The 26,632-nt window shown below is 44.7% G+C and carries 25 protein-coding genes and 1 pseudogene; 6 read left to right on the forward strand and 20 right to left on the reverse strand.

The window, feature by feature from the left end; translation table 11 throughout:
* Positions 1-7: 7 nt before the first annotated feature.
* Positions 8-1,060 (reverse strand): M15 family metallopeptidase, encoded by a 1,053-nt coding sequence (locus OCV77_RS02880; protein WP_262573190.1) that lies wholly within the window; start codon positions 1,058-1,060, stop codon positions 8-10.
* A gap of 223 nt (positions 1,061-1,283) precedes the next feature.
* Here OCV77_RS02880 and aroC point away from each other — a divergent pair, with 223 nt between their 5' ends.
* Positions 1,284-2,384: a chorismate synthase gene (aroC, locus tag OCV77_RS02885; protein ID WP_262573192.1), complete on the forward strand. Its 1,101-nt coding sequence runs from the start codon at positions 1,284-1,286 to the stop codon at positions 2,382-2,384.
* A 37-nt stretch (positions 2,385-2,421) separates the two neighbouring features.
* Here aroC and OCV77_RS02890 read toward each other — a convergent pair whose 3' ends face one another.
* On the reverse strand, positions 2,422-3,498 hold the full coding sequence (locus OCV77_RS02890) for a lactonase family protein (RefSeq protein WP_262573193.1): 1,077 nt from the start codon (positions 3,496-3,498) through the stop codon (positions 2,422-2,424).
* A gap of 254 nt (positions 3,499-3,752) precedes the next feature.
* Here OCV77_RS02890 and OCV77_RS02895 point away from each other — a divergent pair, with 254 nt between their 5' ends.
* The 5 genes and pseudogenes from OCV77_RS02895 to OCV77_RS02915 all read left to right on the forward strand — a co-directional run bounded on the left by OCV77_RS02895 (position 3,753) and on the right by OCV77_RS02915 (position 8,082).
* The gene (locus OCV77_RS02895; RefSeq protein ID WP_262573195.1) at positions 3,753-4,292 is read left to right on the forward strand and encodes a helix-turn-helix domain-containing protein; all 540 of its coding nucleotides are present in this window, start codon (positions 3,753-3,755) and stop codon (positions 4,290-4,292) included.
* 27 nt (positions 4,293-4,319) lie between these two features.
* On the forward strand, positions 4,320-5,396 hold the full coding sequence (locus OCV77_RS02900) for an ABC transporter ATP-binding protein (RefSeq protein ID WP_262573196.1): 1,077 nt from the start codon (positions 4,320-4,322) through the stop codon (positions 5,394-5,396).
* Positions 5,389-6,210: an ABC transporter permease gene (locus OCV77_RS02905; RefSeq protein ID WP_262573197.1), complete on the forward strand. Its 822-nt coding sequence runs from the start codon at positions 5,389-5,391 to the stop codon at positions 6,208-6,210. The genes OCV77_RS02900 and OCV77_RS02905 overlap by 8 nt, the downstream gene beginning before the upstream one ends.
* Positions 6,207-6,972, forward strand: a pseudogene (locus OCV77_RS02910) (ABC transporter permease); the annotation flags it as partial. The gene OCV77_RS02905 and the pseudogene OCV77_RS02910, both read left to right, overlap by 4 nt.
* Positions 6,973-7,023: 51 nt before the next feature.
* The gene (locus OCV77_RS02915) at positions 7,024-8,082 is read left to right on the forward strand and encodes an ABC transporter substrate-binding protein (protein ID WP_262573199.1); all 1,059 of its coding nucleotides are present in this window, start codon (positions 7,024-7,026) and stop codon (positions 8,080-8,082) included.
* Positions 8,083-8,127: 45 nt separating this feature from the next.
* On the opposite strand, the gene OCV77_RS02920 is transcribed toward OCV77_RS02915, so the two are convergent.
* The 18 genes from OCV77_RS02920 to OCV77_RS03005 form a co-directional block, all read right to left on the reverse strand.
* A complete protein-coding gene (locus OCV77_RS02920) occupies positions 8,128-9,372 on the reverse strand; it encodes a glutamate-5-semialdehyde dehydrogenase (RefSeq protein ID WP_118796901.1) in 1,245 nt (414 codons plus the stop codon).
* 16 nt (positions 9,373-9,388) lie between these two features.
* A complete protein-coding gene (locus OCV77_RS02925; RefSeq protein ID WP_262573202.1) occupies positions 9,389-9,985 on the reverse strand; it encodes a 5-formyltetrahydrofolate cyclo-ligase in 597 nt (198 codons plus the stop codon).
* The gene (locus tag OCV77_RS02930) at positions 9,942-11,636 is read right to left on the reverse strand and encodes an NAD(P)/FAD-dependent oxidoreductase (protein ID WP_262573203.1); all 1,695 of its coding nucleotides are present in this window, start codon (positions 11,634-11,636) and stop codon (positions 9,942-9,944) included. Before OCV77_RS02930 ends, OCV77_RS02925 begins: the two co-directional genes overlap by 44 nt.
* Before the next feature lie 69 nt (positions 11,637-11,705).
* Entirely contained in the window at positions 11,706-12,929 is a 1,224-nt protein-coding gene (locus OCV77_RS02935) for an aminoacetone oxidase family FAD-binding enzyme (protein WP_262573206.1), read from the reverse strand.
* A 16-nt stretch (positions 12,930-12,945) separates the two neighbouring features.
* Positions 12,946-13,572 carry a hypothetical protein gene (locus OCV77_RS02940; RefSeq protein ID WP_118796897.1) on the reverse strand — a complete coding sequence of 209 codons (627 nt, stop codon included), beginning with the start codon at positions 13,570-13,572 and terminating at the stop codon, positions 12,946-12,948.
* Between the two features lie 62 nt (positions 13,573-13,634).
* Positions 13,635-15,257 carry an MATE family efflux transporter gene (locus OCV77_RS02945; RefSeq protein WP_262573210.1) on the reverse strand — a complete coding sequence of 541 codons (1,623 nt, stop codon included), beginning with the start codon at positions 15,255-15,257 and terminating at the stop codon, positions 13,635-13,637.
* A gap of 16 nt (positions 15,258-15,273) precedes the next feature.
* Positions 15,274-15,777 carry an rRNA maturation RNase YbeY gene (gene ybeY, locus OCV77_RS02950; RefSeq protein WP_262573212.1) on the reverse strand — a complete coding sequence of 168 codons (504 nt, stop codon included), beginning with the start codon at positions 15,775-15,777 and terminating at the stop codon, positions 15,274-15,276.
* Positions 15,761-16,972, reverse strand: coding sequence for a hypothetical protein (locus tag OCV77_RS02955; protein WP_262573213.1), 1,212 nt, complete (start codon positions 16,970-16,972; stop codon positions 15,761-15,763). The genes ybeY and OCV77_RS02955 overlap by 17 nt, the downstream gene beginning before the upstream one ends.
* Positions 16,908-17,939, reverse strand: coding sequence for a PhoH family protein (locus tag OCV77_RS02960; protein ID WP_262573215.1), 1,032 nt, complete (start codon positions 17,937-17,939; stop codon positions 16,908-16,910). The genes OCV77_RS02955 and OCV77_RS02960 overlap by 65 nt, the downstream gene beginning before the upstream one ends.
* Positions 17,940-19,172, reverse strand: a complete 1,233-nt coding sequence (locus OCV77_RS02965; protein ID WP_262573217.1) for a sporulation protein YqfD — start codon at positions 19,170-19,172, stop codon at positions 17,940-17,942.
* 30 nt (positions 19,173-19,202) lie between these two features.
* A complete protein-coding gene (locus OCV77_RS02970) occupies positions 19,203-19,472 on the reverse strand; it encodes a YabP/YqfC family sporulation protein (RefSeq protein WP_262573218.1) in 270 nt (89 codons plus the stop codon).
* Between the two features lie 64 nt (positions 19,473-19,536).
* A complete protein-coding gene (locus tag OCV77_RS02975; RefSeq protein WP_262573220.1) occupies positions 19,537-20,841 on the reverse strand; it encodes a pyrimidine-nucleoside phosphorylase in 1,305 nt (434 codons plus the stop codon).
* Positions 20,842-20,862: 21 nt separating this feature from the next.
* Positions 20,863-21,342 (reverse strand): 23S rRNA (pseudouridine(1915)-N(3))-methyltransferase RlmH, encoded by a 480-nt coding sequence (rlmH, locus tag OCV77_RS02980; RefSeq protein ID WP_262573222.1) that lies wholly within the window; start codon positions 21,340-21,342, stop codon positions 20,863-20,865.
* Positions 21,339-21,830: a hypothetical protein gene (locus OCV77_RS02985; RefSeq protein ID WP_262573223.1), complete on the reverse strand. Its 492-nt coding sequence runs from the start codon at positions 21,828-21,830 to the stop codon at positions 21,339-21,341. Before OCV77_RS02985 ends, rlmH begins: the two co-directional genes overlap by 4 nt.
* Positions 21,831-21,854: 24 nt before the next feature.
* On the reverse strand, positions 21,855-22,874 hold the full coding sequence (locus OCV77_RS02990; RefSeq protein ID WP_262573225.1) for an MORN repeat-containing protein: 1,020 nt from the start codon (positions 22,872-22,874) through the stop codon (positions 21,855-21,857).
* Positions 22,875-24,260: an NADPH-dependent glutamate synthase gene (gene gltA, locus OCV77_RS02995; protein WP_118796886.1), complete on the reverse strand. Its 1,386-nt coding sequence runs from the start codon at positions 24,258-24,260 to the stop codon at positions 22,875-22,877.
* Positions 24,260-25,147: a sulfide/dihydroorotate dehydrogenase-like FAD/NAD-binding protein gene (locus OCV77_RS03000; protein ID WP_118796885.1), complete on the reverse strand. Its 888-nt coding sequence runs from the start codon at positions 25,145-25,147 to the stop codon at positions 24,260-24,262. The genes gltA and OCV77_RS03000 overlap by 1 nt, the downstream gene beginning before the upstream one ends.
* Positions 25,148-25,166: 19 nt before the next feature.
* Positions 25,167-26,615: a chitobiase/beta-hexosaminidase C-terminal domain-containing protein gene (locus OCV77_RS03005; protein ID WP_262573228.1), complete on the reverse strand. Its 1,449-nt coding sequence runs from the start codon at positions 26,613-26,615 to the stop codon at positions 25,167-25,169.
* Positions 26,616-26,632: the final 17 nt, after the last annotated feature.

A 26,632-nucleotide genomic window follows, 5' to 3' on the forward strand; every position in this document is an offset into this window, starting at 1 on the left:
ACAGCACCTATAAATATTTATCCCAGAATTCCTCCAGGGTAATCCCTTCTTTATTTATGATTTCTGCAGCTTCCCTGCCAACATATCTGAAATGCCATGGTTCAAATTCAATCCCGGTAATATCTTCTTTTCCCTTGGGATAGCGGAGGATAAAGCCATACTTACAGCTGTTCTCCGAAAGCCACTGTCCAGCTTTTGTCTCTGCAAAACCTTCATCCAGAGTTACATAATCATTGGAAATAATGTCAAAGGCAAGTCCTGCCTGATGTTCACTGGCTCCCGGTACTGTTACCGCCTGGGAAGCCAGTATATAGGCTTCCATATAAGTCATTCCTTTTTTCATATAATTTTCTATTTTTCTGTTGAACAGTCCCTCCTGGTAATTCAGATCCCTGTAAGGCGAACAGATAGCAAGCGTCACACCCTCATTCTCAGCATTCCGCATCATGACAAGCAGCTCCTCTATAATCCTTTCATCGCACTTCATCGTTCCCTTGATCGTCATGATATTGCCAAGAGTCAGTTCATAATCATCTGGAAGCGGATGCTGCTTGTTGATCAGGATCAGCTTCCAGTCATCTGTTGAAAATCCTTTCACCTCTTCTGCAGCACTGTCTGTATTTTCGTTACTGATCTGCATTTCAGACAGCTTGTCTTCATCCAGGATCTCTGACAGGGAATACTGATATTCTGCGGAGGTACCATGACTGTCCAGGATTTCTTTCTGCTCTTCTTCCGCAAAAGGATCCTTTCCCTCATCCTGATCTGCAAAGGATATGGAATCATCCTCCGACACAGCCTCTACCTGCCCCTTTTCTCCATCCACAAAGCCACTGTCCTTCTGGAATACCGGATAGGCAAAGCTGTTTCCCGCCATGAAACAAAGCAGGATAAACATCACGCAGGTAAAACGTTTGGTGCCACCCTTAAAATATTCAACAACCCTGAAGAACCAGATACTTACAGCAAGTCCGATGATAGCCGGTATTTTCAGCAGCCTGCTTTTTCTGCCCATATAAATGAAATAATCTAAAACCCGTTCTTTTAACGACCTTTTCATTTGTCCACCATGTATCATTTTTCGTAATTCCATGCTTTTACACACACTTTTATCATAATACACAACTATAACATTTGTACAGGGGTTTCATGAAATAAGTTGCACCTGTTATAAATTTTATTGCCAGAAACATAAGTTTTCGATATAATCAATATCATACTGCATTATGTTAATAGAAATTAACAGAATACTTCAGATTATAAATCAGGGAAAGGATACATCCATGGCAGGCTCATCATTTGGAACGCTTTTTAAAATCACAACATTTGGAGAATCCCACGGCAAAGCTCTCGGTGTCATCGTAGACGGCTGTCCCGCAGGTCTTTCACTTTCCGAGCATGATATCCAGGTTTTTCTTGACAGGCGGAAGCCCGGTCAGACGAAGATCTCCACACCCAGAAAGGAAAATGATCAGGTCGAGATCCTCTCCGGTGTCTTCGAGGGAAAAACTACCGGTACACCTATTGCCATGATGATCCCCAATACTTCCCAGCGTTCCTCAGATTATGGTGAGATCGCAGTTACCTACAGACCAGGTCATGCTGATTTCTGCTTTGATTCCAAATTTGGATTTCGGGATTACAGAGGGGGCGGAAGATCCTCAGCCAGAGAAACCGCAGCACGGGTAGCTGCCGGTGCTATTGCAAGCAAAATTCTCTCTTCCATGGGAATACATCTGACAGCCTATACAAAATCCATCGGTCCTGTTTCCATTTCCGACGATCATTTTGATCCGTCAGCAATCTCCGAAACTTCAACCTGTATGCCTGACAGAGAGGCAGATGCAAGAGCCAGCGCTTTCCTTGCACAGTGCATGAAAGAACACGATTCTGCCGGCGGCGTAGTAGAATGTGTGGTAAGTGGTGTTCCTGCCGGGATTGGTGATCCGGTATTTGAGAAGCTCGATGCCATGCTTTCCATGGCTGTGATGTCTATTGGTGCTGTGAAGGCAGTAGAGATTGGTGACGGAATTGCGGCTGCTTCCAGAAAGGGGTCTGAAAATAATGATGCTTTCTATGCAGATCATGGTCAGATCAAAAAGAAGACAAATCATGCAGGAGGTATCCTTGGCGGCATCAGTGACGGCTCAGAGATTATTCTCCGGGCACACTTCAAGCCAACACCTTCCATCTTCCAGAAACAGCATACGGTAACAAATACCCTCGAAAATACAGAGCTTGAGATCAGAGGCCGCCATGACCCCGTTGTTGTTCCAAGAGCAGTTGTGGTGGTGGAGTGTATGACTGCCCTTACCATCCTGGATGCCTGCATGAAAAACATGACAGCAAGGCTTGACTATCTGGTAGATTTCTATCAGTCTTAATCTGCCAGAAGCCTTCTGGCAGATCTCCTGTCTTTCCTTACGGTTCTTCTGATGTGAGCTTATGGAAGATTACACAGTTCGGCTGGTCAACATCAATTTCCTTCCCGTTCATCACAATAATATTTTTTTTCAAATCCACAGTAAAAAATGTCATGGTATTGGATTCATGGTTCAGTGAAACAAGGTGCTTATTGTCAGGGAACAGTGTCGCATCCTTCGGATAATCTCCACTGATCGGTAGACAGAACAGCTTCTCAAGCATACCATTTCTCTGGTCGATCCTATAAACCACTACGCTGTTATCACCGGCATTGGAGCTTACCAGATACTGGAAATCATCAGATATGTTCAGTGCACTGGCTGCGGATCCGCCTGCATGATAGTCATTCAGTGTGGAAATGGTCTGTATCTTCTCAAATTCCGGTGAATCATGATGTTCATCTATGTAATAATGATATACATCTATATAATTCTTTAGCTCATGTACCACATACATATATCTGCCATCCTTGGAAAACTTCAGATGCCGTGGTGCCGATTCCTGCTCACTTCTGATAATATCAACCTGCTGGAGCCTGCCGCTCTCATGATCCAGTTCATAAACAACAATATGATCCATTCCCAGATCTGCAGCACACAGATATCTGTTATCCCTTGTCATCTTCACACAGCTGATATGCGGCCTGAAATTCCGCTCTGCAATGCTGCCAAGTCCTCTGTGAAAGATCTCATCTGTGATCTCACCGACAGAACCATCAGAATTAACACGGAGTGCCGTCAGCTTGGCATCATGATAGCCTGCAACAAATAAAAACTTATCATCATAATCAGTAGAAAGATAGCATCCTCTCATTCCATTGATGGATGCCCGGTTGATTGCTTCAAGCGTACCATCCTTCAGGATCCGGTAAGCCTCTACCCCAAAGTCGGTAATGGAATAAAGATACTTCTGGTTATGGGAAATCGTCACATAAGAAGAATTGGTGATCTCTACTCTGTCCTTTTCTGTAAACCTTCCATGGTTCATATCCACATCATAAATTCGAATTCCGCAGCTACTCTGGTTGCCAGAGGTATAAGCGGATACATACGCTACATATTTTCCTTTACTCATAGTCGTGTCCTTCCTGCTTCTTTCTGGATATCGTCAGACATGAAAGTTTCTTCCTTTCGTCTGCGTTTATTATATCTCCTGTCCTGCCTCAAATCAATCAAAATAAACCTCTTTTTTTATTTTGTAATTTTCCTGTAAAATCTGTTGACTTTCCTTTATCTGTATGTATAATAAATGGCAGTGCCGGTTTAGTAAAAGTAAACTTCAAGTTTATTATTTCTTCATCACTCTTTTGCTGGCAGACTGGAGTATTTATGGAAATTGGAAAAAGAATAAAAGATCTTCGTATCCAGAAAAATCTCACACAGGAGGAGCTTGCTGACCGCTGTGAGCTGTCAAAAGGCTTCATTTCCCAGCTGGAGCGGGACTTAACTTCTCCCTCCATTGCCACACTGATCGATATCCTGCAGTGTCTTGGCACTGACCTGAAGCACTTTTTTAATGACTCTGATGATGACCAGATCAGCTTTAAGGAAACCGATTATTTTGAAAAAACAGATGAAGCTCTCGGTAACCGGATTGAATGGATCATCCCGAATGCACAGAAAAATATGATGGAGCCGATCCGTATTACACTGGAAAAAGGAGGCTCTACTTACCCGGACAACCCTCATGAGGGAGAAGAATTCGGTTACGTACTGTCCGGCAGCATCTGTCTGATCCTCGGAAACCGTATCATCCGTGTAAGAAAAGGAGAATCCTTTTACTTTACTGCTAATACCACACACTACATCAGAGCCAGTGAAAAAACCGGTGCAACACTGATCTGGGTCAGTACACCCCCCAGTTTTTAAACCATAAATCCAACAAGGAGAACCGTAATGAACAAGAAATTAATCGATCTGCAGCATATTACCAAATCCTTTGACGGCCAGATGATCCTGGACGATTTAAATCTCTATATCCGTGAAAATGAATTTCTGACTCTCCTTGGGCCAAGCGGATGCGGCAAGACCACTACCCTGCGTATCCTGGGCGGTTTTGAAACACCTGATCGTGGTCATGTGATCTTTGATGATCAGGATATCACAAAGCTTCCGCCAAACAAACGGCAGTTAAACACCGTATTCCAGAAGTATGCCCTTTTTACCCATATGACCATTGCTGAAAATATCGCCTTTGGTCTGAAAATCAAGAATAAATCAAAGTCCTATATTAACGACAAGATCGCCTATGCCCTGAAATTAGTGAATCTGGAAGGCTACGGCAACCGTATGCCTGATTCCTTAAGCGGCGGCCAGCAGCAGCGTATCGCTATCGCAAGAGCTATTGTCAACGAACCCAAGGTTCTTCTTCTGGATGAACCCCTTGGTGCCCTTGACTTAAAGCTCAGACAGGATATGCAGTATGAGCTGATCCGTCTGAAAAATGAGCTTGGCATTACCTTCATCTATGTCACACATGATCAGGAAGAAGCGCTCACCATGTCTGATACGATCGTGGTCATGAATCAGGGCTATATCCAGCAGATCGGTTCTCCTGAAAAGATCTATAACGAGCCTGAGAATGCTTTTGTTGCTGACTTTATCGGCGATAGTAATATCATCGGCGGCATCATGATCGAGGATAAGCTGGTAGAGATCCTTTCTGCAAGGTTTCCCTGTGTGGATACCGGCTTTGGGACAAACCGTCCCGTTGACGTTGTGATCCGCCCTGAGGATGTCATCCTCTCTTCTCCTGCAGACGGAAGACTGACCGGTATCGTAACCCATCTGATCTTCAAGGGTGTCCACTATGAAATGGAGGTCACCACCCCTGATGGCTATGAATGGCTTGTCCATTCTACCGGTATGTATCCTGTAGGCACACAGGTTGGTATTGATGTGGATCCTTTTAATATCCAGATCATGCACAAGCCTGCATCTGAAGATGAGGAGGCTGTAAAGATCGATGAATAACTTTCGCAAAAAACTGCCCGGTACCCCCTACTTTTTCTGGTCCGTGCTGTTCATCATCATTCCTTTATGCATGGTGTTTTATTACGGTCTGACAGATAAAAGTGGTGCCTTTACCTTGGAAAATATCATAGCAGTCACAACAAGGGAACACAGCAAGGCATTATGGCTCTCGCTCCTTCTGTCCCTGATCGCAACTGTGATCTGTCTGCTGCTCTCTTACCCGCTTGCCATGATCCTGTGCAGCAGGAAAGGCGGTCAGCACAGCGTGATCGTATTTATCTTCATCCTTCCCATGTGGATGAATTTCCTGCTGCGTACCCTTGCCTGGCAGACACTGCTCGAAAAGACCGGCGTGATCAACAGTATCCTTTCTTTCCTGCATCTGCCGGCTTTAAATATCATCAATACGCCGCAGGCCATCGTCCTTGGCATGGTATATAATTTCCTGCCTTTTATGGTACTGCCGATTTATAATGCCCTTGCAAAGATTGATGAAAACGTGATCAATGCCGCCAGGGATCTTGGTGCCAGTCCGGTCCAGGTATTTTTCAAGGTAATGCTTCCCCTGACACTCCCTGGCATCATCAGTGGTATTACCATGGTATTTATCCCTGCACTGACAACCTTCGTGATCAGTAATCTCCTTGGGGGAAGTAAGGTTCTTCTGATCGGCAATGTCGTAGAACAGGAATTTACACAGGCCAGCAACTGGCATCTTGGAAGTGGACTTTCCATCGTCCTGATGCTGTTTATCCTGCTGAACATGATCGTTTCTGCAATCTTCGATAAAGAGGGGGAGGGCTCTGTATTATGATCAAAACGGCTGCTAAAAAGTTTTATGTGTTTCTGATCTTTCTCTTTTTATATGCGCCCATTGTCACACTGATCGTTCTGTCCTTTAACGCCAGCAGGACAAGGGCAAAATGGGGCGGCTTTACTACCAGATGGTATGTTTCCCTGTTCCGGAATGATGCCATTATGAACGCCCTGCTCAATACACTTACCATTGCTCTCATTGCTTCCCTGACAGCTACCGTCATCGGAACCATTGCCTGCATTGCCATTATCAATATGAAAAAGAAATCCAGAGCCATCTGGATGGGGATCACTAATATCCCCATGCTGAATGCGGATATCGTAACCGGTATTTCCCTGATGCTGCTCTTTTTAAGTCTAGGACTTAAGTTTGGCTATGGAACGATCCTGTTAAGCCATATTACCTTCTGCATCCCGTATGTAATCCTAAGTGTCATGCCGAGGATGAAGCAGTTTAATACCAGTACCTTCGAGGCTGCCCTGGATCTTGGTGCAGGGCCTGTATACAGCTTTTTCAAAGTGGTACTGCCGGATATCCTGCCCGGTGTCCTATCCGGCTTCCTGATGGCATTTACCATGTCACTGGATGATTTTATCATCACCCACTTTACCAAGGGTGCCGGTGTGGATACCCTTTCCACCAAGATCTATACCGAAGTCAAAAAAGGGATCAAGCCGGAAATGTATGCCCTTTCCACACTGATCTTTATAACGGTACTGATCCTGCTCTTACTGATCAATAAAGCGCCTGCTGACAAAAAGCAGAAAGCCTAAGATATATTTTATTTATGATGAAGGAGATACTACAACAATGAAAAAGAAATTACTTGCTGCCATTTGCCTTTCCTTTACCTTTTCCCTGCTGCTGACAGGCTGCGGCGCTGCAAAAAGTGAAAACGGTGAAGTTGTTGTCTACAACTGGGGAGAATATATCGATCCTGATACTCTGACCATGTTTGAGGAAGAAACCGGAATCCATGTGGTTTATGATGAATTTGAGACCAATGAGATCATGTATCCCAAGGTTGAGGCCGGTGCCACTGCCTATGATGTGATCTGCCCATCCGATTATATGATCCAGAAGATGATCCAGAATGATCTTCTTGCCGAGATCAATTTTGACAATATCCCCAATGTGAAAAATATCGGTGACCAGTACTTTGAACAATCCAGGGAATTTGACCCGGAAAATAAATATTCCGTTCCATACTGCTTTGGAACTGTTGGCATCCTGTATAACAAGACCATGGTGGATGAGCCGGTAGACAGCTGGTCCATTCTCTGGGATGAAAAATACGCAGACAGCATTCTGATGCAGGATTCTGTCAGAGATGCCTTCATGGTAGCCCTGAAGCTGAACGGCTATTCCATGAATACCCTGGATGAAAGCCAGCTTGCTGCTGCCAGAGATTCTCTGATCACCCAGAAGCCCCTTGTGCAGGCCTATGTCATCGACCAGGTCAGAGATAAAATGATCGGCAATGAAGCTGCTATCGGTGTGATCTATTCCGGGGAAGCTATCTATACGCAGAGAGAAAATCCTGATCTTGAATATGTGATCCCGAAGGAAGGCACCAATGTCTGGATCGACAGCTGGGTGATCCCGAAGAACGCATCCAATAAGGAAAACGCAGAGGCCTTTATCAACTTCATGTGCCGGGAGGATATTGCCCTGATGAATTTTAAATACATCACCTATTCTACCCCCAACATGGCTGCCCGTGAGTTGATCGAGGATGAGGATATCAAAAACTCCTCCATCGCATTCCCAGATTTCTCTGATTACCAGAATCTGGAAACCTTCCAGTATCTTGGTGAAGAGGGTGATGCTCTTTATAACGATTACTGGAAAGAAGTAAAGGCACAATAGAATACAGGGACGCAGAAGGTCTGACCTGTCTGCGTCCCTGTTCTATTACGGTCTGATCTGACCGTTACCGGTAATTCTGTATTTATAGCTGGTCAGCTCTCTAAGTCCCATAGGGCCTCTTGCATGGAGCTTCTGGGTACTGATCCCGATCTCAGCACCAAAGCCAAATTCAAATCCATCAGTAAACCTGGTAGAGGCATTTACATAAACACAGGCTGCATCCACTTCATTCAGGAATTTCTCTGCATGCTCCCTGTTTTCTGTAATGATCGCCTCAGAATGCTTCGTATTATATTTATTGATATGAGCAATAGCCTCGTCTACATTCTTTACCGTCTTCATAGAGATAATGGCATCCAGATATTCTGTTCCGTAGTCCTCTTCTGTGGCCGGTACACAATTGATCACTTCACCGATTTTCTCATCTCCCCGGATCTCCACACTCTTTTCAGAAAGTGCTTTTGCCAGATCTGGAAGCAGCTTTTCCCTGATCTTTTCATGGACTACCAGAGATTCACAGGCATTACATACGCCAAGGCGCTGGGTCTTGGCATTGATGATAATGGGAATAGCCTTTGCAAGGTCTGCATCCTCATCAATATAAATATGACAGTTCCCGGTACCTGTTTCGATAACCGGTATGGTACTGTTTTCCACCACACTGCGGATCAGTCCGGCTCCACCTCTCGGGATCAGGACATCCACATATTCCTTCATTTTCATAAATTCCATGGTCACCGCCCGGTCTGTGGCATCAATAAAGGAAATTGCATCTTCTGTCACACCGCTTTTCTCAAGTCCTTCACGGATCACGGAAACGATCGCCTTATTGGAATAAAGAGCATCACTTCCACCCTTTAATATTACGGCATTGCCGCTTTTAAAGCAAAGTGAAAAAGCATCTGCCGTCACATTTGGTCTGGATTCATAGATGATCCCGACAACTCCCAGCGGCACTCTTCTCTTTTCGATTACAAGACCATTGGGTCTGTGAATGGTTTCCAGCAGCTCTCCTACAGGATCCGGCAGCTGTGTTACCTTTTCGATCCCTTCTGCCATTCCTTTTATTCTCTCTTCTGTCAGTCTGAGACGATCGATCAGTCCTGCCTTCATTCCCTTTTCTTCTGCTCTTGCAAGATCCTTTTCATTAGCCGCAAGGATCCTGTCTGTCTCTGTCACAAGGGCTTCTGCTATCGTAAGCAGTGCCCGGTTCTTCTCCTTTTCAGAAAGCTTCTGTACCTCATATTTTGCCTGCACGGCTTTCTGCCCTGTTTCCTGTAAAGCTGTCATATACTTCCCCTTTCTCTCAGATATGTCTGATCACTTCAGATTCCGTGATCACCATATCCACCCTTCTGTCCTGTTCCTCACAGGGTATTGTAACCGGTGCGATCTGTACATCAAAGGCGAGTCCCGCACTTTTTACAGAGGGAAAAGCCTTAAGGAATCTGTCATAGAATCCCTTTCCATAACCCATCCTGTTTCCGGATCTGTCAAATACAGAGCCAGGTACCAGCACAAGTGTCTTCTGCCCTGCTATTTCCTCTGTGAACAGTTTTCCCTTATCCTCCTGTGGTTCCCGGATATCCTGATAGCCTGAATGAAGGTCAGACAGGGATCTGATTTCATAAAAAGAAATTGTCATTCCCTCTACCACAGGTGCGAAAACATGCTTTGGCGCTTCCGACAGAAACATCTCCTCAACCAGTCCGGTCGTCATCACCTCACTGCGGTAATCCATATAGACAAGTACATTCTCAGCCTCCTGAAACTCCGGCTGTTTTCTGATGTTCTCCCAGATCTGCATACTCTTCTGGAGCCGTACCTCCGCCCCCAGAGCATCCCGATATCCAAGATACTTACTTCTGATACCCTGTTTGTGCATCCTGCTTTTGTTCTCCATAGGCAATCCTCCCTGCAATTTCTTCAGCAACCTTTATTCCATCCATAGCGGCAGAAGTAATACCACCGGCATAACCGGCACCCTCTCCACACGGGAATAATCCTCTGATATCAGATTCCAGACGTTCATCCCGAAGGATCCTGACCGGAGATGAGGTTCTGCTTTCCACCCCTTCGATCAGGACACTGCTGTCTGAAAATCCCGGAATCACTCTTGAAAAATCCTCCATGCCACGGACAAAATCCCTGGAAAGCTCCTTTGGAAGTATATCATGTACCTTTCCAAATGCCCACGCTCCTTTGATACATGGAGAAAAATCTGGTGGAACATGCTCTGCGCATTTTCCCTTTCTGTCAAAGGGCTGTGATGCATCTGTCCCTGACACATCAGTTTTTTCGTCAGCTTCTCCCGGCAGAACGGCTTCCCTGAACGTGCCAAGACGCTCTACCGGCACTCTTCCGTTCCCTGCAAGATATGCCCTTCTTTCCAGTTCCCGCTGAAAAGCCACACCTGACAACGGGTCTGTCCCATCTCCATAATCAGAAGGATCAATAGTAATAATCACAGCACTGTTGGCATTTTTACTGTCCCGTTTATAATAGCTCATCCCATTCACAGCCAGATGTCCCTCTTCCGAAGAAGCATTTACCACATAGCCTCCAGGACACATACAGAAGGAATATACCCCTCTTCCACCCACGGATGCTGTCAGCTTATAGGGTGCACTGCCAAGGATCTCATTTTCATCCATTCCATACTGGGCATGATTGATCAGCTTCTGTGGATGCTCTACCCGGAATCCTACTGCAAAGGGCTTTGGCTCCATGGGCACCTTCTTTTTCTGCAGTGCTGCAAAGGTATCCCTTGCACTGTGTCCGGGCGCCAGTACCACATAAGAAGCTTTCAGTGTCTCATGGTTATTGATCTCAACACCGGTGATCATCCCATTCTCTATCAGCAGATCCGTCACTTTGGACTGAAAGCGGATCTCACCCCCATTTTCAAGGATGGTTTTCCGCATATTCTGAATAACATGATATAATACATCCGTTCCGATATGGGGTTTATAATCATATAATATTTCTTCCGGTGCCCCTTCCCTGACAAAGATGGAAAGTACCTTACGATTCCGTCCTGATTTATCCTTTACCAGGGTATTCAGCTTGCCATCTGAAAAGGTCCCTGCACCGCCTTCTCCAAACTGTACATTGGACTCCGTATCAAGAACTCCCGTCTCCCAGAACTTCCGGACATCACAGGTACGTTCCTCTACTGATTTTCCCCGTTCTAACAGAACAGGCTTAAAACCGGCTTCCGCCAGCATATAACAGCAGAACAGTCCTGCAGGTCCTGCACCAATGATAACCGGTCTCTCTTTCCCCTGATAACCCTGTACTGGGAAATGATATTCTGATCTTTCCATCTGCATGACCTGTTTCCTGTCACAACGTTTATAAACCTGATCTTCCTTTTCTGCTTCTACATCTATACTGTACTGAAAAAACAGCTCCGGCTTTTTCCTGGCATCTACAGACCTGCGTAAGATTGTATAGGACGGTGTTTTTGAAAGCCGCAGCACCTTCCGGATCTTCTGTTCCAGTTCTTCTTTTGTATGGGTGATCGGCAGTTTTAATTGACTGATTCTGAGCATTTCTAGTTCCTTATTGTATTTTCTAACTAAAGTTTTCGTATCAACATTCCCTGTAACGGTCTTTTCAGATCATTGCCTTCTGGCTGCATTTCTTCCAGCTATGACACCGCTTGTCCAGGCGAACTGTAGATTATAGCCTCCGCACTTCCCATCCACGTCCAAAAGCTCTCCGGCAAGATACAGCCCCTTCTGTTTCAGGGACTCCAGATGTTCCGACACTTCCTCCAGCGGAATACCACCTGCACAGACCTGTGCATGTTCTGTACCATTTGACTGTTCAATATGTACGGTAAGCTTCCTGTAGCAGGACATCAGCTTTCTGGTTCCGGAGAGCCCGATCTCCTTTATTTCCAGCTCCTTTTTTAATCCCTGCAGATGCAGTATGGCTCCATTCAGCTTACTGTTTGTAAGTCCAAGCACAAAATCAGAAATTTTATATCCATTCAGCTTTTCATAACGGTCAATGACCATTTCTTCAAAGGCTTCCTCTGTAAATTCCGGCAGAAGATTTATCTCCGCTGTCACTTTTCTTTTTTCAAGAAGAGCATATCCTGCTACCCTGCTGAACTGGAACACCGGAATCCCGGAAATCCCATAATCAGTAAGCTGCAATTCTCCTTCTTCTTCTGCCAGCCTCCTGCCATCTGCCAATAATGTGATGCGTGCTTTTGTCCGGACCCCTGCTGCTTCCTTCAGAAAAGGATCGCTGCACCGAAGCTGTACAAGTGCCGGGACTACTGGATTTAGATGGTGCCCGAAGCCTTTAGCCAGACGATAGCCATAAAAATCCATTCCCTTTTTCAAGGATGCAGGACTTCCGCAGGCAAGGATCAGTCTGTCAAAAGCCTCTTCCTTCTTTTCATATCTGACAAGAAACTGCTGTTTCTTCTGATGAAAACAGGCCTCTGTTATCTCTGTCTCACACAGAACTCTTACATGATGTTTTTCAAGGTTTCTCTCAAGCACATCCCTGATCGTTGCTGCCTGTTCTGTATAAGGATAAAGATAACCATTCCTTTCTCTGATCAGGATCCCGTTCTCCTCAAGGAATCTGATCATATCCTGACAGGAAAATTCATGAAAGAAGTTTTCCAGTTTTGATTTATCCTTACAGTAATACATTCCCATATGAAAATCAAGATTACTGAAGTTACATTTTCCATTACCGGTCGCTAAAATCTTCTTACCAGCTTTATTATTCTTTTCAAAGACAGTCACACTTGCTTTCTGCTCTGTGGCAGCTATCGCTGCCATCATTCCGCACGCTCCGCCGCCTATAATTGCAATTTTCATCTTTTCTCCATTCCCATCAGCTCGAATAAGATTCCAGGAAGTGATACAATTCACTCTCTGTCCTGATCAACTTCATATGAATGATCTCATTCTGAAGCTCCCATGGCAGATTTTCAAGAAGGATCCCTGTATTGAGATACATATGCGTCAGACTTCTGTCGTACACAACCACCTTGTGGTCTTCACAAACAAGATAATATCCTTCTTCAGCTTTTTCATAATTCTTCCGTACAACGACTCGGTCTCCGGAAAAGGATAACAGTTCAACACCGGACAGACCTTCTTCCTGATCCGTCAGAGAAGGACTCTTTTCATAAAGCTCCAGTTCCTGCTGCAGCTCTTCCCTGGTCAGTCCTACATATTTCTGCGGCGCATTTTCTTCCTTTTCTGACATTTCCCCAGTAAAAGCATCATAGGTCATAACGATATAGTCTGTATCAGCTGTCAGAACCGGTGTCTTCTGATATCCTGTTTCTATCACAGTATCTTCTGATTCTTCTTCTGTTTCTTTCTGCTTTTCCTTTACAGTTGTTCCTTCTCCAGGATAAAAAAAACGCTCTGCCATCCCCCCGGAAAAGGCACCTATCGTAAACATGACAGCCGGATAGATAAAAAACAGGCTGATACGTTTTACAAATTTCATAGCAATTCACCTTTTACTATTCCTTTTTATAAACAGTATCAGCCAAAATATCCGATTCTATACTACAGGAGCCTTGTCAGTTTTCCAATAAACAGAATCATTCCCGCAAGAGGAAGCTTTTGGATCTCATCCTCACTTATTGCTTTTAATATAAGAAGTAATATAATATAGATCACAATCCCTACAGGAATGCAAATGATCATGGATACCGTACTTCCTGCAAAAGAACTAAGCAGCTTGTTGAATGCCAGACATACCAGCCCGGCTGCTGCAGCCGTTGCTGCCGGAAAAGCCAGTCTTCTCATATAATCTATCCTGTACTGGATACCCCTGAGCACCAGTATAAAAGACAGCACAGTAAAAACTGCAAGTGGTACAATCTGTGCGATCAGAATACCAAACAGGGAATCTCCCATACTCTGCAGCAAAACAATCATCAGGATACCGTGAGTGATCGCTGCAATCCCCTCCAGACTGAGTACATATCGCATTTTTCTCATTCTGACCAGTAATTCCGCACATGCATAGCTTATAGCAAATAACGGGATCAGGATACTTCCTGTCGCTACCGCCTGTGCCAGTGATGCATTGTTTCCCTTAAAAAACAGATTCAGCAGATTTTCAGAAAACACCGCTGTAAATACAGCCACCGGAAATGAAATCAAGATGATGTGCTGCATAAACTCTGCCATTCTTTCCCTGGCCATACGGAATTCTTCTCTGTCCATAAAATAGATAATCCTTCTGATATACCCTTCATGAAAAAGAATACAGAAAAGAATCATGATCCCCAGCACCGGCAGACACTTTCCATAATAATTTCCCCATAAAAGAACAGTATCAGCCGTGCCCTCTTTCTGTCTGATAAAAAGGATACCATCCAGCAAAAGAATCCCTCTTCCCAGAAGGGCATATATCATAAATGGCAGTGCTGTGCCCATCAGCATACGAAAAATGTGCTGCCCTCTGTCCTGATTTTTCAGCTGCTCCTTCCTGCCACTGCTCTTACGGTAAATCAGAAATACGAATAATATGTGCAGGAAACCTACAACGGAAGAGATCAGAATACCGATGCTGATACCAATCGCACCATATGCAGCTGCATAAATGCTGTCCTGCAGAAGTGCAGATACCTTCTGCCCATATCTGTAAAGGATCCCTGTACTGATCAGGGACGCAGTGATCATAACTACTGATTTTATGACGATGGAATGAGAAGAAGGAATATGCGATCCATTTCCTTCAAAATACCCCTTCCATACTCCTGTCATGATCTCAAACACAATCGCCGGTGCCATGATACTGATGCACATACCTGCAACCGGCTGGTGCAGTACATTTTTTGCAAATTCCGGTCCTGATAAGGTCAGAAGCGCACTGCACAGAATACCTGCAAAAGTCCCGGCAATCAATGCATTCTTCAGGACTCTGGCGGCGTTTCCATACTGTTCTCGTCTGACACGGTACCTGACAAGTGAAGCTGTTGCTGATGAAAAACCATACGTAAAGAAGCAGCCCGCTGCTACATATAATTCTATGGCAAAGCTGCCAAACGCAACTCCTTTTTCCCCTGTCATATAAATCAGGGGAACCCGGAGGATCAGACTGGCAATGCAGGTAAAGATCAGAACTGTCCAGTAGCTTTCCTTTCTTCTCCCCTTTGCCTCTTTTCCCTTTCTGCTCATAAGTACTCCTTATTTATCAAATATCTCTTGTTATTCCCAGTTTTTCAAGCACAGCTTCCTGCTTCTTTTCCATAACTGCCGCCTCTTCCGGCACCATATGATCATACCCGCACAGGTGAAGCAGGCTGTGAGCTGTAAGAAAAGCAAATTCTCTTTTGGGTGAGTGGCCAAAGCTCTCTGCCTGCTGAAATACCCGCTCTGCAGAAATAATGATATCTCCAAGGATAAGCTCCCCACTGTCAGGATCAAAATAATCTGCCTCTGCCTCTTCTGCAACAGAAAAATCAGCCTCCGTCCTGAAGGGGATCATGGGAAACGACAGAACATCCGTCGGCATATCCTTGTCCCTGAACTGTCTGTTATATTCCTGTATTCCATCATTATCTGTGATCAGCAGATTGACCTGTGCTTCATAGGGGCAGTTCTCACTTGTAAGAACCTCCTCCATAACACTTTCCAGAATTTCCCTGCAGTCAAAAGGAAATGTCATCTCAGTTTCATTTTCAACGTAAGAAGTCATAGTATAGCTGTTCTCCTGCTAATATTTTTTTCATCTGTTCCAGATCTCCAATAGAGATCTCACTCTGGTTCAGGATACCACTGCTTAACTTTTTCTGAAAAACTGCCTCAACCAGCTTGTCATAATCAAGTACTGCCTCTTTGTTTTTTTTGAAGAGATAGCTGATTGACGATATCATGGTATCTGCAAACAGAAGTACTACTGTTTCCCTAGAACGTATTGGTATATCTGGCTGCAGATATTCCTTCAGTATCTGCAGTGCCTGTCCAGGCATATGATATTCCGCCAGAATACCTTCCACGGCTTCATAGGAATTATCATTCTGCAGTACCCCTATCTTGTGATAATATCCCCCTGCTTTGGCTGCGGCTGCATTCATGTAGAGTTTTGATGCGATCCGTTCACACAGATATGCCGTATGGATCGCATGAAAATATTCCTCTCTGGACTGCTCCTTCAGTCTGACAAGGAGCGGGCATTCCGGGTCATTCACATCCATATAAGCATCTCTGGTGCGATATATGATTGAAAAACTAAACAGCTTCAGCAGAATTACCATAAGAATCAGGCTGACCAGCGTATTAAATGCCGGTACGATCAGCATTTCCATGGAAAAGCCATCATTTGCCAGCAGGATCTCCCATACACTCAGACATACAAACTGCAGCAGTAATGAACAAAGCAGCGGCCTTCCAACCTGAAAGCTTTCATCCAGTCCGTAGAAAAGATAAACTCCCACCATGCCGATCACAAAGTACATGATAAACAGTACCGCATCTCCGTCACTGCAAAGCAGAACACTGATAAGCAGCAGTGTGCTTCCAGCGCTCATGGCAGTCATCCGATCCGAAAAAAGCATCAGTCCAGTGAAAATGGCCAGATAAGGATATCCCCCTTCAGGGATCAGTGGAAAAAACACACTTAATATCAGAAAGAGCAGATATAACAAAAAAAACCGGCCGGTATTTTCCGTATGTTCCTTCTCTGCCATCTGAAACAGCATTCCGCCTGCTGCAATTGACGTGAAAACAACTGTTTCTGCAATTTCATATACTGTTTTCTGATAAAGATAAGCTGCAAATGCTGCAGAAAGCACAGTGAGGAAAAACAACAGCAGCTTCCTGATACTGTCAATTATCTTTTCTTTTGCCATAACCTGATTTTCTGCTTCTGTTTCCCGCTCTGCTTTTTGCACTGTCTTTTTCCTTTGCTTCATATACTTCGTAAGCTTTAACGATCTTTTGTACAAGTGGATGTCTTACCACATCCTTGCTTGTCATATTACAGAATGCAATATCATCAATTCCTTTTAGTACACGTACCGCAATATCCAGTCCGGAAACAGAAGACGGTGCAAGATCCTTCTGTGATGCATCTCCTGTGATAATCACCTTGGAACCGAAACCGATTCTCGTCAGGAACATCTTCATCTGTGCTGGTGTTGTATTCTGGGCTTCGTCAAGGATGATATAGGCATTATCCAGTGTTCTTCCTCTCATATAGGCAAGGGGCGCAACCTCGATCAAACCCTTTTCCATATTTTTCATAAAGGACTCTGCTCCCATGATCTGATACAGGGCATCGTACAGAGGCCGAAGATAGGGATCTACCTTACTCTGCAGGTCTCCCGGCAGAAATCCAAGCTTTTCTCCTGCCTCGATTGCCGGCCTTGTCAGGATGATCCTCTCTACCTCCTGATTCTTGAAGGCTGTGATTGCCATAGCCATGGCAAGATAGGTTTTACCGGTTCCTGCAGGTCCAAGTCCGAACACTAGCATATTCTTACGTATGCTGTCCACATACTGCTTCTGTCCAAGCGTTTTCGGTTTTACAGGTTTACCGGAAACCGTATGGCAGATACAGTCTTTATCTATTTCAAGTAATACATCGCTTTTATTTTCTTCCATACACATGGCAATCGCATAATCAACATTCTGGTCTTCGATGTTGTTTCCTCTCTCTGACAGAGCATTCAGCTCTTCCAGTACATTCTTCGCCATTTCAGCATTCCGGTCTGCTCCGCTTATGATGATCTTCCCATTTCTGTCGGTAATCGAAACGTCAAACTGTCTCTCCAGTTTCTTTACATTTCTATCAAACTGTCCGAACAGATTCTGGATATGTCCGGCCGACACCTGTACTTCTCTCACGCCTGTTTCCATTTATTCTCCCTGCACCTCTCCGGTCATGCGGATCTCTGTCTTCTGCAGCCCGGAGCATGGTGCCGTTACTTCAAATTCCACTATAAGGGCATAAATCCCCTTATATTTCTTTATTGTAACATCTTTTTTTATATTTTGTACCCCTTTTTCCTCTAAAGTTTCTACAAATTTCTGAATTTTATGCTCCATTTGCTTCCGGATCTCTGCCTGTTCATAAATTCTTTCCTCTGTAACATACTCCCTGTTTTTTTCAGAAATCAGGTAAAAGGGAATCAGAAAATTTCCAAACAGCCGCATCTGCTCTGTCTCCATGATACAATCCCCTTCCCGGTATGCTTTCCCCGGGAGACCCAGATGAAAATCCCTTTTTCCTACAAGCATCCACAGTCCTTTTTTCTCTCTTCCTGTATATGTCCTGTACTCATATTTTTCCGGGAACTTCCATTCCCTGTCAAAAGAAAAAGACAGCCTAACGTCTGCATCAGCCCTGCAGTATTCATATCTCCTTACTTCTCCGTTCTCATTCATGATCGGAACACATCCTTCTACCAGAATATCTCCCTTCTGTACCATATCCCCTTCCTTAACAACAGGGTTGCCACTTCTTGTGATCATGCCTACGATCGTACCATCCCTGTCAGCCACCAGATCATAGCCCTCATCGGGTGTGCCTTCCTCCCCTTCTTTTATTTCCGGGAGTTTTTCATTTTCTCTGATCTGGATCACAAGACTGGTTCCGTCCATTCTTGCAGACGTCCATGTGACAACCGGAAACTCATTCCTGATCTTCTTTTCCACATCTTCCATGGCAAGCTGCTTTTTTTTCATTCCGGTTTTAATATTGTTTTCAGACAGAAAATCCATAAGAACCTCTTCTGTTACATAATGATTTCCTGTGACCCGGATATTCCATACATAGCCTGACATAAGGATCCAGAAAAGCAGGCTTAAGACAATGCCAGCCAGAAAAATTTTTCGTTTCTGAACCTTTACCATAAGAAAGGGCAGTCCACAACGTTTCGTTATGACTACCCTTGTTCCTGTCTTTCTTGTGATCTTTTTCAGCTGCCAGAATGCCTTCAGGCTGACTGACATCGTATAAAAGCTTCCGTGGTTCTGTATATCCCACAGCAGAATGTTATGATTCCCACATAAATTGATAAACCGCTCCGGAGAATACCCACTAAGACGGATCCTCACATATCCCTTCAGGAAACGAATCAACTGCAGCATTCCATACCTCACAACTTAAATTTGGCTCTCTTACAGGAAACTGATGGTTTCGATCATTCCCCTGATCTTCATATCCTCATTAGTATAGTAGGAAATCGTAAGCTTCTTTCCTTTCAGTTCTATCTTTCTGTTTTTTCCCTGCAGCAGGATCAGATCATCAGAATACTGCAGTATCCCTTTATAATTTTCCACGAAAATATCATTTTCTCCGGTCACTGTTATGATGGATGCCCCAAGGAGAGAATCCTTTGGAAGCTTTAAAGACTCCACCACCAGCTCCCTTTTTTCCCGGATCTGCATTCTGTGATTCTTTTTTTCTTTTTTCATCATGCTATACTATATGACAGAAAAAGAGCTGGCAGAACTACTTCAGGATCTGATGTATGATCGCACCTTCTTTTTTCACTTTGTCTCCAATATGAAATGCCTTCCGCAGCCGTTCCTCACAGGCAAGACGTTTTGCTTCCTCATTGGAATGAATATAGGCCAGTGGTTCTCCTGCCTTTACATGACTTCCCACCTTCTTTGTAAGGACAATTCCTACAGAAAGATCGATCGCACTCTCTTTGGTCTCCCTGCCGCCACCAAGGATCAGAGAGCAGATCCCTACCTCATCACACTGAATCTTTTCTACATATCCGTCCTTCTCAGAAAGAAGTGGTGTAATACTGGATGCCTTTGGCAAAAGATCAGTTTCATACACCATCCTCTTATCGCCTCCCTGTGCCTCCACAAGCTCTGCCAGCTTATCAAGTGCCTTTCCGCTGTCGACTGCCTCCTTCAGCATCTCTCTTGCCTGCTGCTCATTCTCTGCGATCTCTGCCACCATAAGCATACAGCTTCCAAGTGTCATGCAAAGCTCTGTGAAATCCGCAGGTCCATGTCCCTTCAGTGTTTCGATCGCTTCCTTTACCTCAAGGGCATTTCCTACAGCATTTCCAAGTGGCTGATCCATATCAGAGATCACAGCCATCATTTTTCTTCCGGCATTTTTCCCAATCGTCATCATCTCACCGGCAAGCAGCATGGCATCTGCTTCTTCCTTCATAAAAGCACCGCTTCCCGTCTTCACATCAAGGACAATGGCATCTGCTCCGGCTGCCAGCTTTTTACTCATAATAGAGGATGCGATCAGTGACATATTATCTACTGTGGCCGTTACATCCCGCAGGGCATACAGCTTCTTGTCGGCCGGTGCCAGATTCTTTGTCTGTCCGATAATGGAAATTCCGATCCTGTTCACCTGGTCGATAAATGCTTCTTCACTTAAGGAAGTAGAAAATCCCTGGAAGCTCTCCAGCTTGTCAATGGTGCCGCCGGTATGTCCAAGTCCTCTTCCGCTCATCTTGGCAATCTTAACACCACAGGCACTGACCATAGGTGTCAGGGCAAGGGACGTCTTATCTCCCACGCCACCTGTACTGTGTTTATCTACCTTGATTCCCTGAATGCCTGACAGATCAAGCTGATCCCCGCTCTCTGCCATAGCCATGGTAAGTGCGGCTGTCTCCTTTTCATTCATGCCGTTAAAATAGATTGCCATCATCATGGCTGACATCTGATAATCCGGGATATTCCCTTTTGTGTAACCCTCAATCATAAAAAAAATCTCGTCCCGTGAAAGTGTGCCTCCGTTTCTTTTTTTCATGATCAGATCATACATGCGCATAATCACATTCTCCCTTCTCCTTTATTTATGATAAGGCTCCCCTGACAGGATACGGAAGCTCCGGTAAATCTGCTCCAGCAGTATGACCCGCATAAGCTGATGAGGAAAGGTCATTCTGGAAAAAGAAATTGCCTCATCTGCCCTCTTTGTCACACTCTCATGCAGTCCCAGCGACCCCCCGATCACAAACTGGATATGGCTTTTTCCCATCGTCATCAGCTTTTCCAGTCTCTCTGAAAGTCCTACGGAATCATATTGCTTCCCCTGGATTTCAAGTGTAAAAAGAAAAGCATCCTCTTTGATATATTTTAATATCCTGGATGCCTCTTTCTTTTTGATCTGTTCCTCCAGCGCTTCTCCTGCACTGTCCGGTGTCTTTTCATCTGCAACCTCGATGATCTCCAGCCTGCAGTAGCCGGAAAGCCGCTTACTGAATTCCGTAATGGCTTCTCGGTAAAATTTTTCTTTTACTTTTCCTACACAGATAACTGTTATTTTCATAAATCCGTTTCTTTTTCCTGCCCATTCTTTTCAAAAATGGATGCATAGATCTCATCAGCCAGCCGTTCCAGATAATCCTGATCCAGATTCATAAACTTTCCTGAAATCAGTTCCTTTACCCTTTCTGTTCTGGCAAAATACTTTGCTTCTTCCTCCTCCTGATCAAAGTGCAGTGATTCGTCAATGGCCTTTGCCGAAAGATTGGTCATACACCACTTTTTGATCTCACTTGTCAGATTGTTCTCACTGCCGGCCTTCTTTTCAAATATTCTGGCACTTCTCAAGGAAACACAGCCCATAATGATGAAAAGCAGAAAAAGCGCCCCCATAACGCCGCTGATCATATACTTGTTCAGCCCTCTGACCGGTATCACATCCAGAAAATAAAGGACAACCAGAATAAATCCAGCTATACCCACGATCAGCAGAGTATAGGCAGAAGACCTGTTATTCTCTGCTTTCTCTGTATTATTTACATACGAAGCCATAAAAACACCTCCCCGGGACGCAGATCACTCTGCTATTTTATACTTCGAAATCAGACACGGTACCCCTATATTTTTATTTACAGACGGCTGCATCCATATAAAGTTCTCTTCATCCCCGATCATCACAAGAATAGTGCGGTTTCCCTTTTTATCCTTATTGGCATTCTGGTAAACCCAGGTTCCATGGTCTGCTGTGCCTTCCCATTCCTCCATCTTATCATTCAGGTCTGTTGTTGTCACATAGAAATCCCCGTTCAGAAGTCCACCACTGTAACCGCCGATCCGGTTGCCCACATAACGTTCACCCTTCTTGAAATTCGCCGTATTAAAATCAAAATGCTCGGATCCTTCTCCATCCGGCAGATCATTTGCAAATCCGCCCGTGTACTGATGATACGTATACAGATCTGTATTTTTGCTGTCATTATGCACATGATAATGGATAAAGGTTCCCTTGCCATCCCGTTTTCCGTCTTTCCAGGTTCCATAATAATACTGGTTGTCTGCATAAACGGCAATTCCCGTTCCGGAAGGAAATCCATTGCTGTCCTTATCTCCATAATAGTAGAAATCTGTAGAACCCCGCAGGCTGTAGCTCATGGCCCGGAAGCGGTCAAGGGATGCCAGATCATCCAGTGCCTTCTGATTGCTGTCAGCCCAGTACCCCATCATTTCCTTAAGCTGACTATCTTTGTCATAGGTAATCTTGCTGTAGTCCACAGTACCATTCTGCATAATTTCCTGATAGGGGGTCTGTTCCGGAATCGGGGAGGCATCTGCCTTCCCGTCCGTTTTCTCCTCCGCCCCGGTCTGTGCGGGAGTTGCAGCTGCTATTTCCTGCTTCTCACCTGCATTCTGCTCCGGCATATTCTCATCAGCATAATCCATAATGCTTTCCTGCAGATCTTCATTCCGGCTTTCACTGTTATTTTTATTTTTGACAGCAGATACCACAAAAGTGATAAACAAAACCAGTACGATCAGCACAAAAGGAAGGATTGTTACAATAATTTTTGCTTTTTCCTGATCAAATTCTTTTTTCATTTATTTATTTCTCAAATACTCATCAATGCCTTTTGCTCCTGCTTTTCCGGCACCCATTGCCAGAATAACAGTCGCTGCTCCTGTTACCGCATCGCCACCGGCATAAACACCTTCCTTGGATGTCTGTCCATTCTCTTCTGCTGCAACAATACATTTTCTCTTGTTGATCTCAAGACCTTTGGTCGTGGAAGAGATCAGCGGATTCGGAGAAGTTCCAAGGGACATGATAACGGTATCCACATCAATCACAAACTCAGATCCAGGAACCTCCACAGGACGTCTTCTGCCGGATTCATCAGGCTCTCCGAGCTCCATCTTAATGCAGCGGATGCCTTTTACCCAGCCCTTTTCATCTTCAAGAATCTCTACCGGGTTAGTCAGCAGATTAAAGATAATGCCCTCTTCTTTTGCATGATGTACTTCTTCTACTCTGGCAGGCAGCTCTTCCTCGCTTCTTCTGTATACGATATGAACCTCACTGCCAAGACGGAGTGCTGTTCTTGCTGCATCCATGGCTACGTTACCACCGCCTACAACAGCAACCTTCTTACCTCTCATGATAGGAGTATTGGAATCTTCATTAAATGCCTTCATCAGATTGCTTCTTGTCAGGTACTCATTGGCAGAGAATACTCCGTTTGCCTGCTCACCGGGAATACCCATGAACTTCGGAAGCCCTGCACCGGATCCGATAAATACGGCATCGAAGCCCTCTTCATTCAGCAGCTCATCAATGGTAACGGATTTTCCGACAACCACGTTGGTTTCAATCTTTACACCAAGTGACTTAACGTTCTCGATTTCCTTCGCTACGACTCTGGTCTTCGGAAGTCTGAATTCAGGAATACCATAAACCAGTACACCGCCTGCTTCGTGAAGTGCTTCAAAGATCGTAACATCATAGCCCATCTTGGCAAGATCGCCGGCACAGGTAAGTCCTGCAGGGCCGGATCCGATCACAGCAACCTTCTTACCGTTCTTCTCTGCAGCTCCCTGGGGTTTGATTCCGTTTTCGGAAGCCCAGTCTGCTACGAAACGCTCCAGCTTTCCGATGGAGATAGGCTCTCCCTTGATACCTCTGATACATTTGCCTTCGCACTGACTCTCCTGAGGACATACACGTCCGCAGACTGCCGGAAGTGCAGAGGATTCGGAAATGATCTGATAAGCACCTTCGATATCGTCATTCTTTACCTTCTCAATGAATCCCGGAATGTTAATGGATACCGGGCATCCCTTCATACACTGGGCATTCTTGCAGTTGATACATCTGCTTGCTTCTTCTTTTGCTTCTTCTCCATTATAGCCAAGGCAGACCTCTTCAAAATTGGTTGCTCTTACCTTCGCATCCTGCTCTCTGACAGGTGTCTTCTTTAATACGTCCATTAGTCATTACCTCCGCAGTTTCCGCAGCCGCCGTGATGGGTTGCTCCTTCTTTTGCTGCAAGATAGGCCCTTCCTTCTGCAGTCTTATAAATCTGTTGACGCTGCATAGCTTCATCAAAATTAACCTGCAGTCCATCAAATTCCGGTCCGTCAACGCAGGCAAACTTCACTTCTCCTCCTACAGTGACACGGCAGGCGCCGCACATACCGGTTCCGTCTACCATAATAGGGTTTAAGCTGACCACAGTAGGGATATTCAGTTCCTTTGTCAGCTTGCAGACAAATTTCATCATGATCATGGGTCCAATGGCGATACATACATCATAATGATTACCTTCATTTACAAGATCGGTAATGGTCTGCGTTACCATACCGCTTCTTCCATAGGAGCCATCATCTGTGGTAACAAAAAGACGGCCTGCAACTGCTTCCATTTCCTTTTCAAGGATCAGGATACTCTTTGTCTTTGCACCAACGATGACATCTGCATCAATGCCGTTCTCATGGAGCCATTTTACCTGCGGATAAACAGGTGCAGTTCCCACTCCACCCGCAACAAAAAGGATTTTCTTTTTCTTCAGTTCTTCCTTATCCTCGTGAACCAGCTCAGAAGGCTGTCCAAGAGGACCTACAAAATCGTGGAAGGCATCACCTGTCTTTAAATGAGACATAAATTCTGTTCCGGCTCCGACTACCTGGAATACGATAGTAACGGTTCCCTTTTCCCTGTCATAATCACAGATGGTAAGTGGGATTCTTTCTGCCCTTTCATCTGTTCTTACGATCACAAACTGTCCCGGCTGGCAGGACCTTGCCACTCTTTTTGCTTCCACCACCATGTAATAAATATTGGGTGTCAGTTCTTTTGCTTCTAAAATCTTGTACATCTCTATATCCTTTCCTGTTTTATATTAACGGGATCAGTCCCATCTGACCGTTTTCATCATAAATCAGTCTGTTTGGGGTTCCCGTATAAACTTCCACGGCATACATTCTTTCTTCTTTTTTCCTATTGCCATTGCCATCGGTGACATACTCACCAAATATATAATAATAGCTATTTCCAATTTGCACAACAGTTTCATACACAAAGGAATGAATTCCCGTCTCACCAAAGGCATGTCCCTTTTCATCTGTCAGGATATGCTGTGCCATCAGCGCCCTGATAACAGCTGAGGAAGCTGTATTTAAGGAAACACTGCCATCCATGGTAAATTCATAGCTTCTGCTTGTCACTTCGCTCTTTACACCTTCAGCTGAAATCACAACAAACTTGTAATTACTTCTTCCAAGAGGCATGGAAATAGGTTCTGTATAGAGAATACTGCTGCTGTCAGGCTCTGATTTATCTGTTGTATAGTAAATGCTGCAGCCCACCGGAATATCCATCTCAATCAGGGTCGGCACCTGATATTTCCCACTCTCCGGTAATACCGCCGGTGCCTCCGGTACTGTCAGATTAATGGAATACCAGTTTCTTACTACGTCACTTTCTATACCATATTCATTGATAAAAACGGCGTTAACCTGATATCTGCCAGCTTCTAGAAAAATTGGGGATGTGTATATCTCTGAGGAAGCTGTAGGCGTTGTTCCATCCAGTGTGTAGTAAATATGCCCGGTCGTATTGGCCTGCAGCCGCAGGTAAAGAACCTCATCATAATTTCCACTTTCATAATTATACACCGGAGGAAGCGCCATATAATGCTGAAAGGCAGTGGTAATGCTTTCATCTCTGCAGTCTGAAAGCAGATCATTGATCGCATCAAACCGCCCCTGCTTTTCATAAAGCCGGATCACCCTTTCATAAAGCTTTTCCATTTCTTCAGACGGAAATTGTCCTTTATCGATTTCTTCTGTCAGTACCTGGATTGCTTTTTCTGTATCATCAAGCTGTTCATAGCACGATGCCAGAAGCAATGTGTTTCTGACTATATCTCCCTCCTGCCTTCCCGCTTTTTCAAGCAGTGCCGCAGCTTCCCGGTATTTTCCCTGATCAGCCAGCTTTTCAGCCTTCTGTGTCTGGTAGGAAGCAGAATAATGAATATACAGAAGAGGAACAGATATCACTATGGCAAGCAGTGCCGCAGCAAGACTGATCACCCTTGACCGGATACGGCTTCTGTTCATTTCTTCCAGAAAGAATCCTTCATGCTCCTTGCCGTTTGTTTCAGCCTCCTGTCCGTTTCCCTCTGTTTCTCTTTCCTTAATCTCTTCTCCAACCGTTGACAGAGTTTCTGTTATGCTGTTTTCTATTTCTGGCTCAAAATCCGGTACAATCCTGATTTCAAGTCCACATGATTCGCAATAGAGATGTCCAGGTTCGATCTCTTTCCCGCACGACGGACATTTCATATAAAACACTCCCTGCT

The sequence above is a fragment of the Suilimivivens aceti genome (assembly GCF_025567405.1).
Classification (GTDB): domain Bacteria; phylum Bacillota; class Clostridia; order Lachnospirales; family Lachnospiraceae; genus Suilimivivens; species Suilimivivens aceti.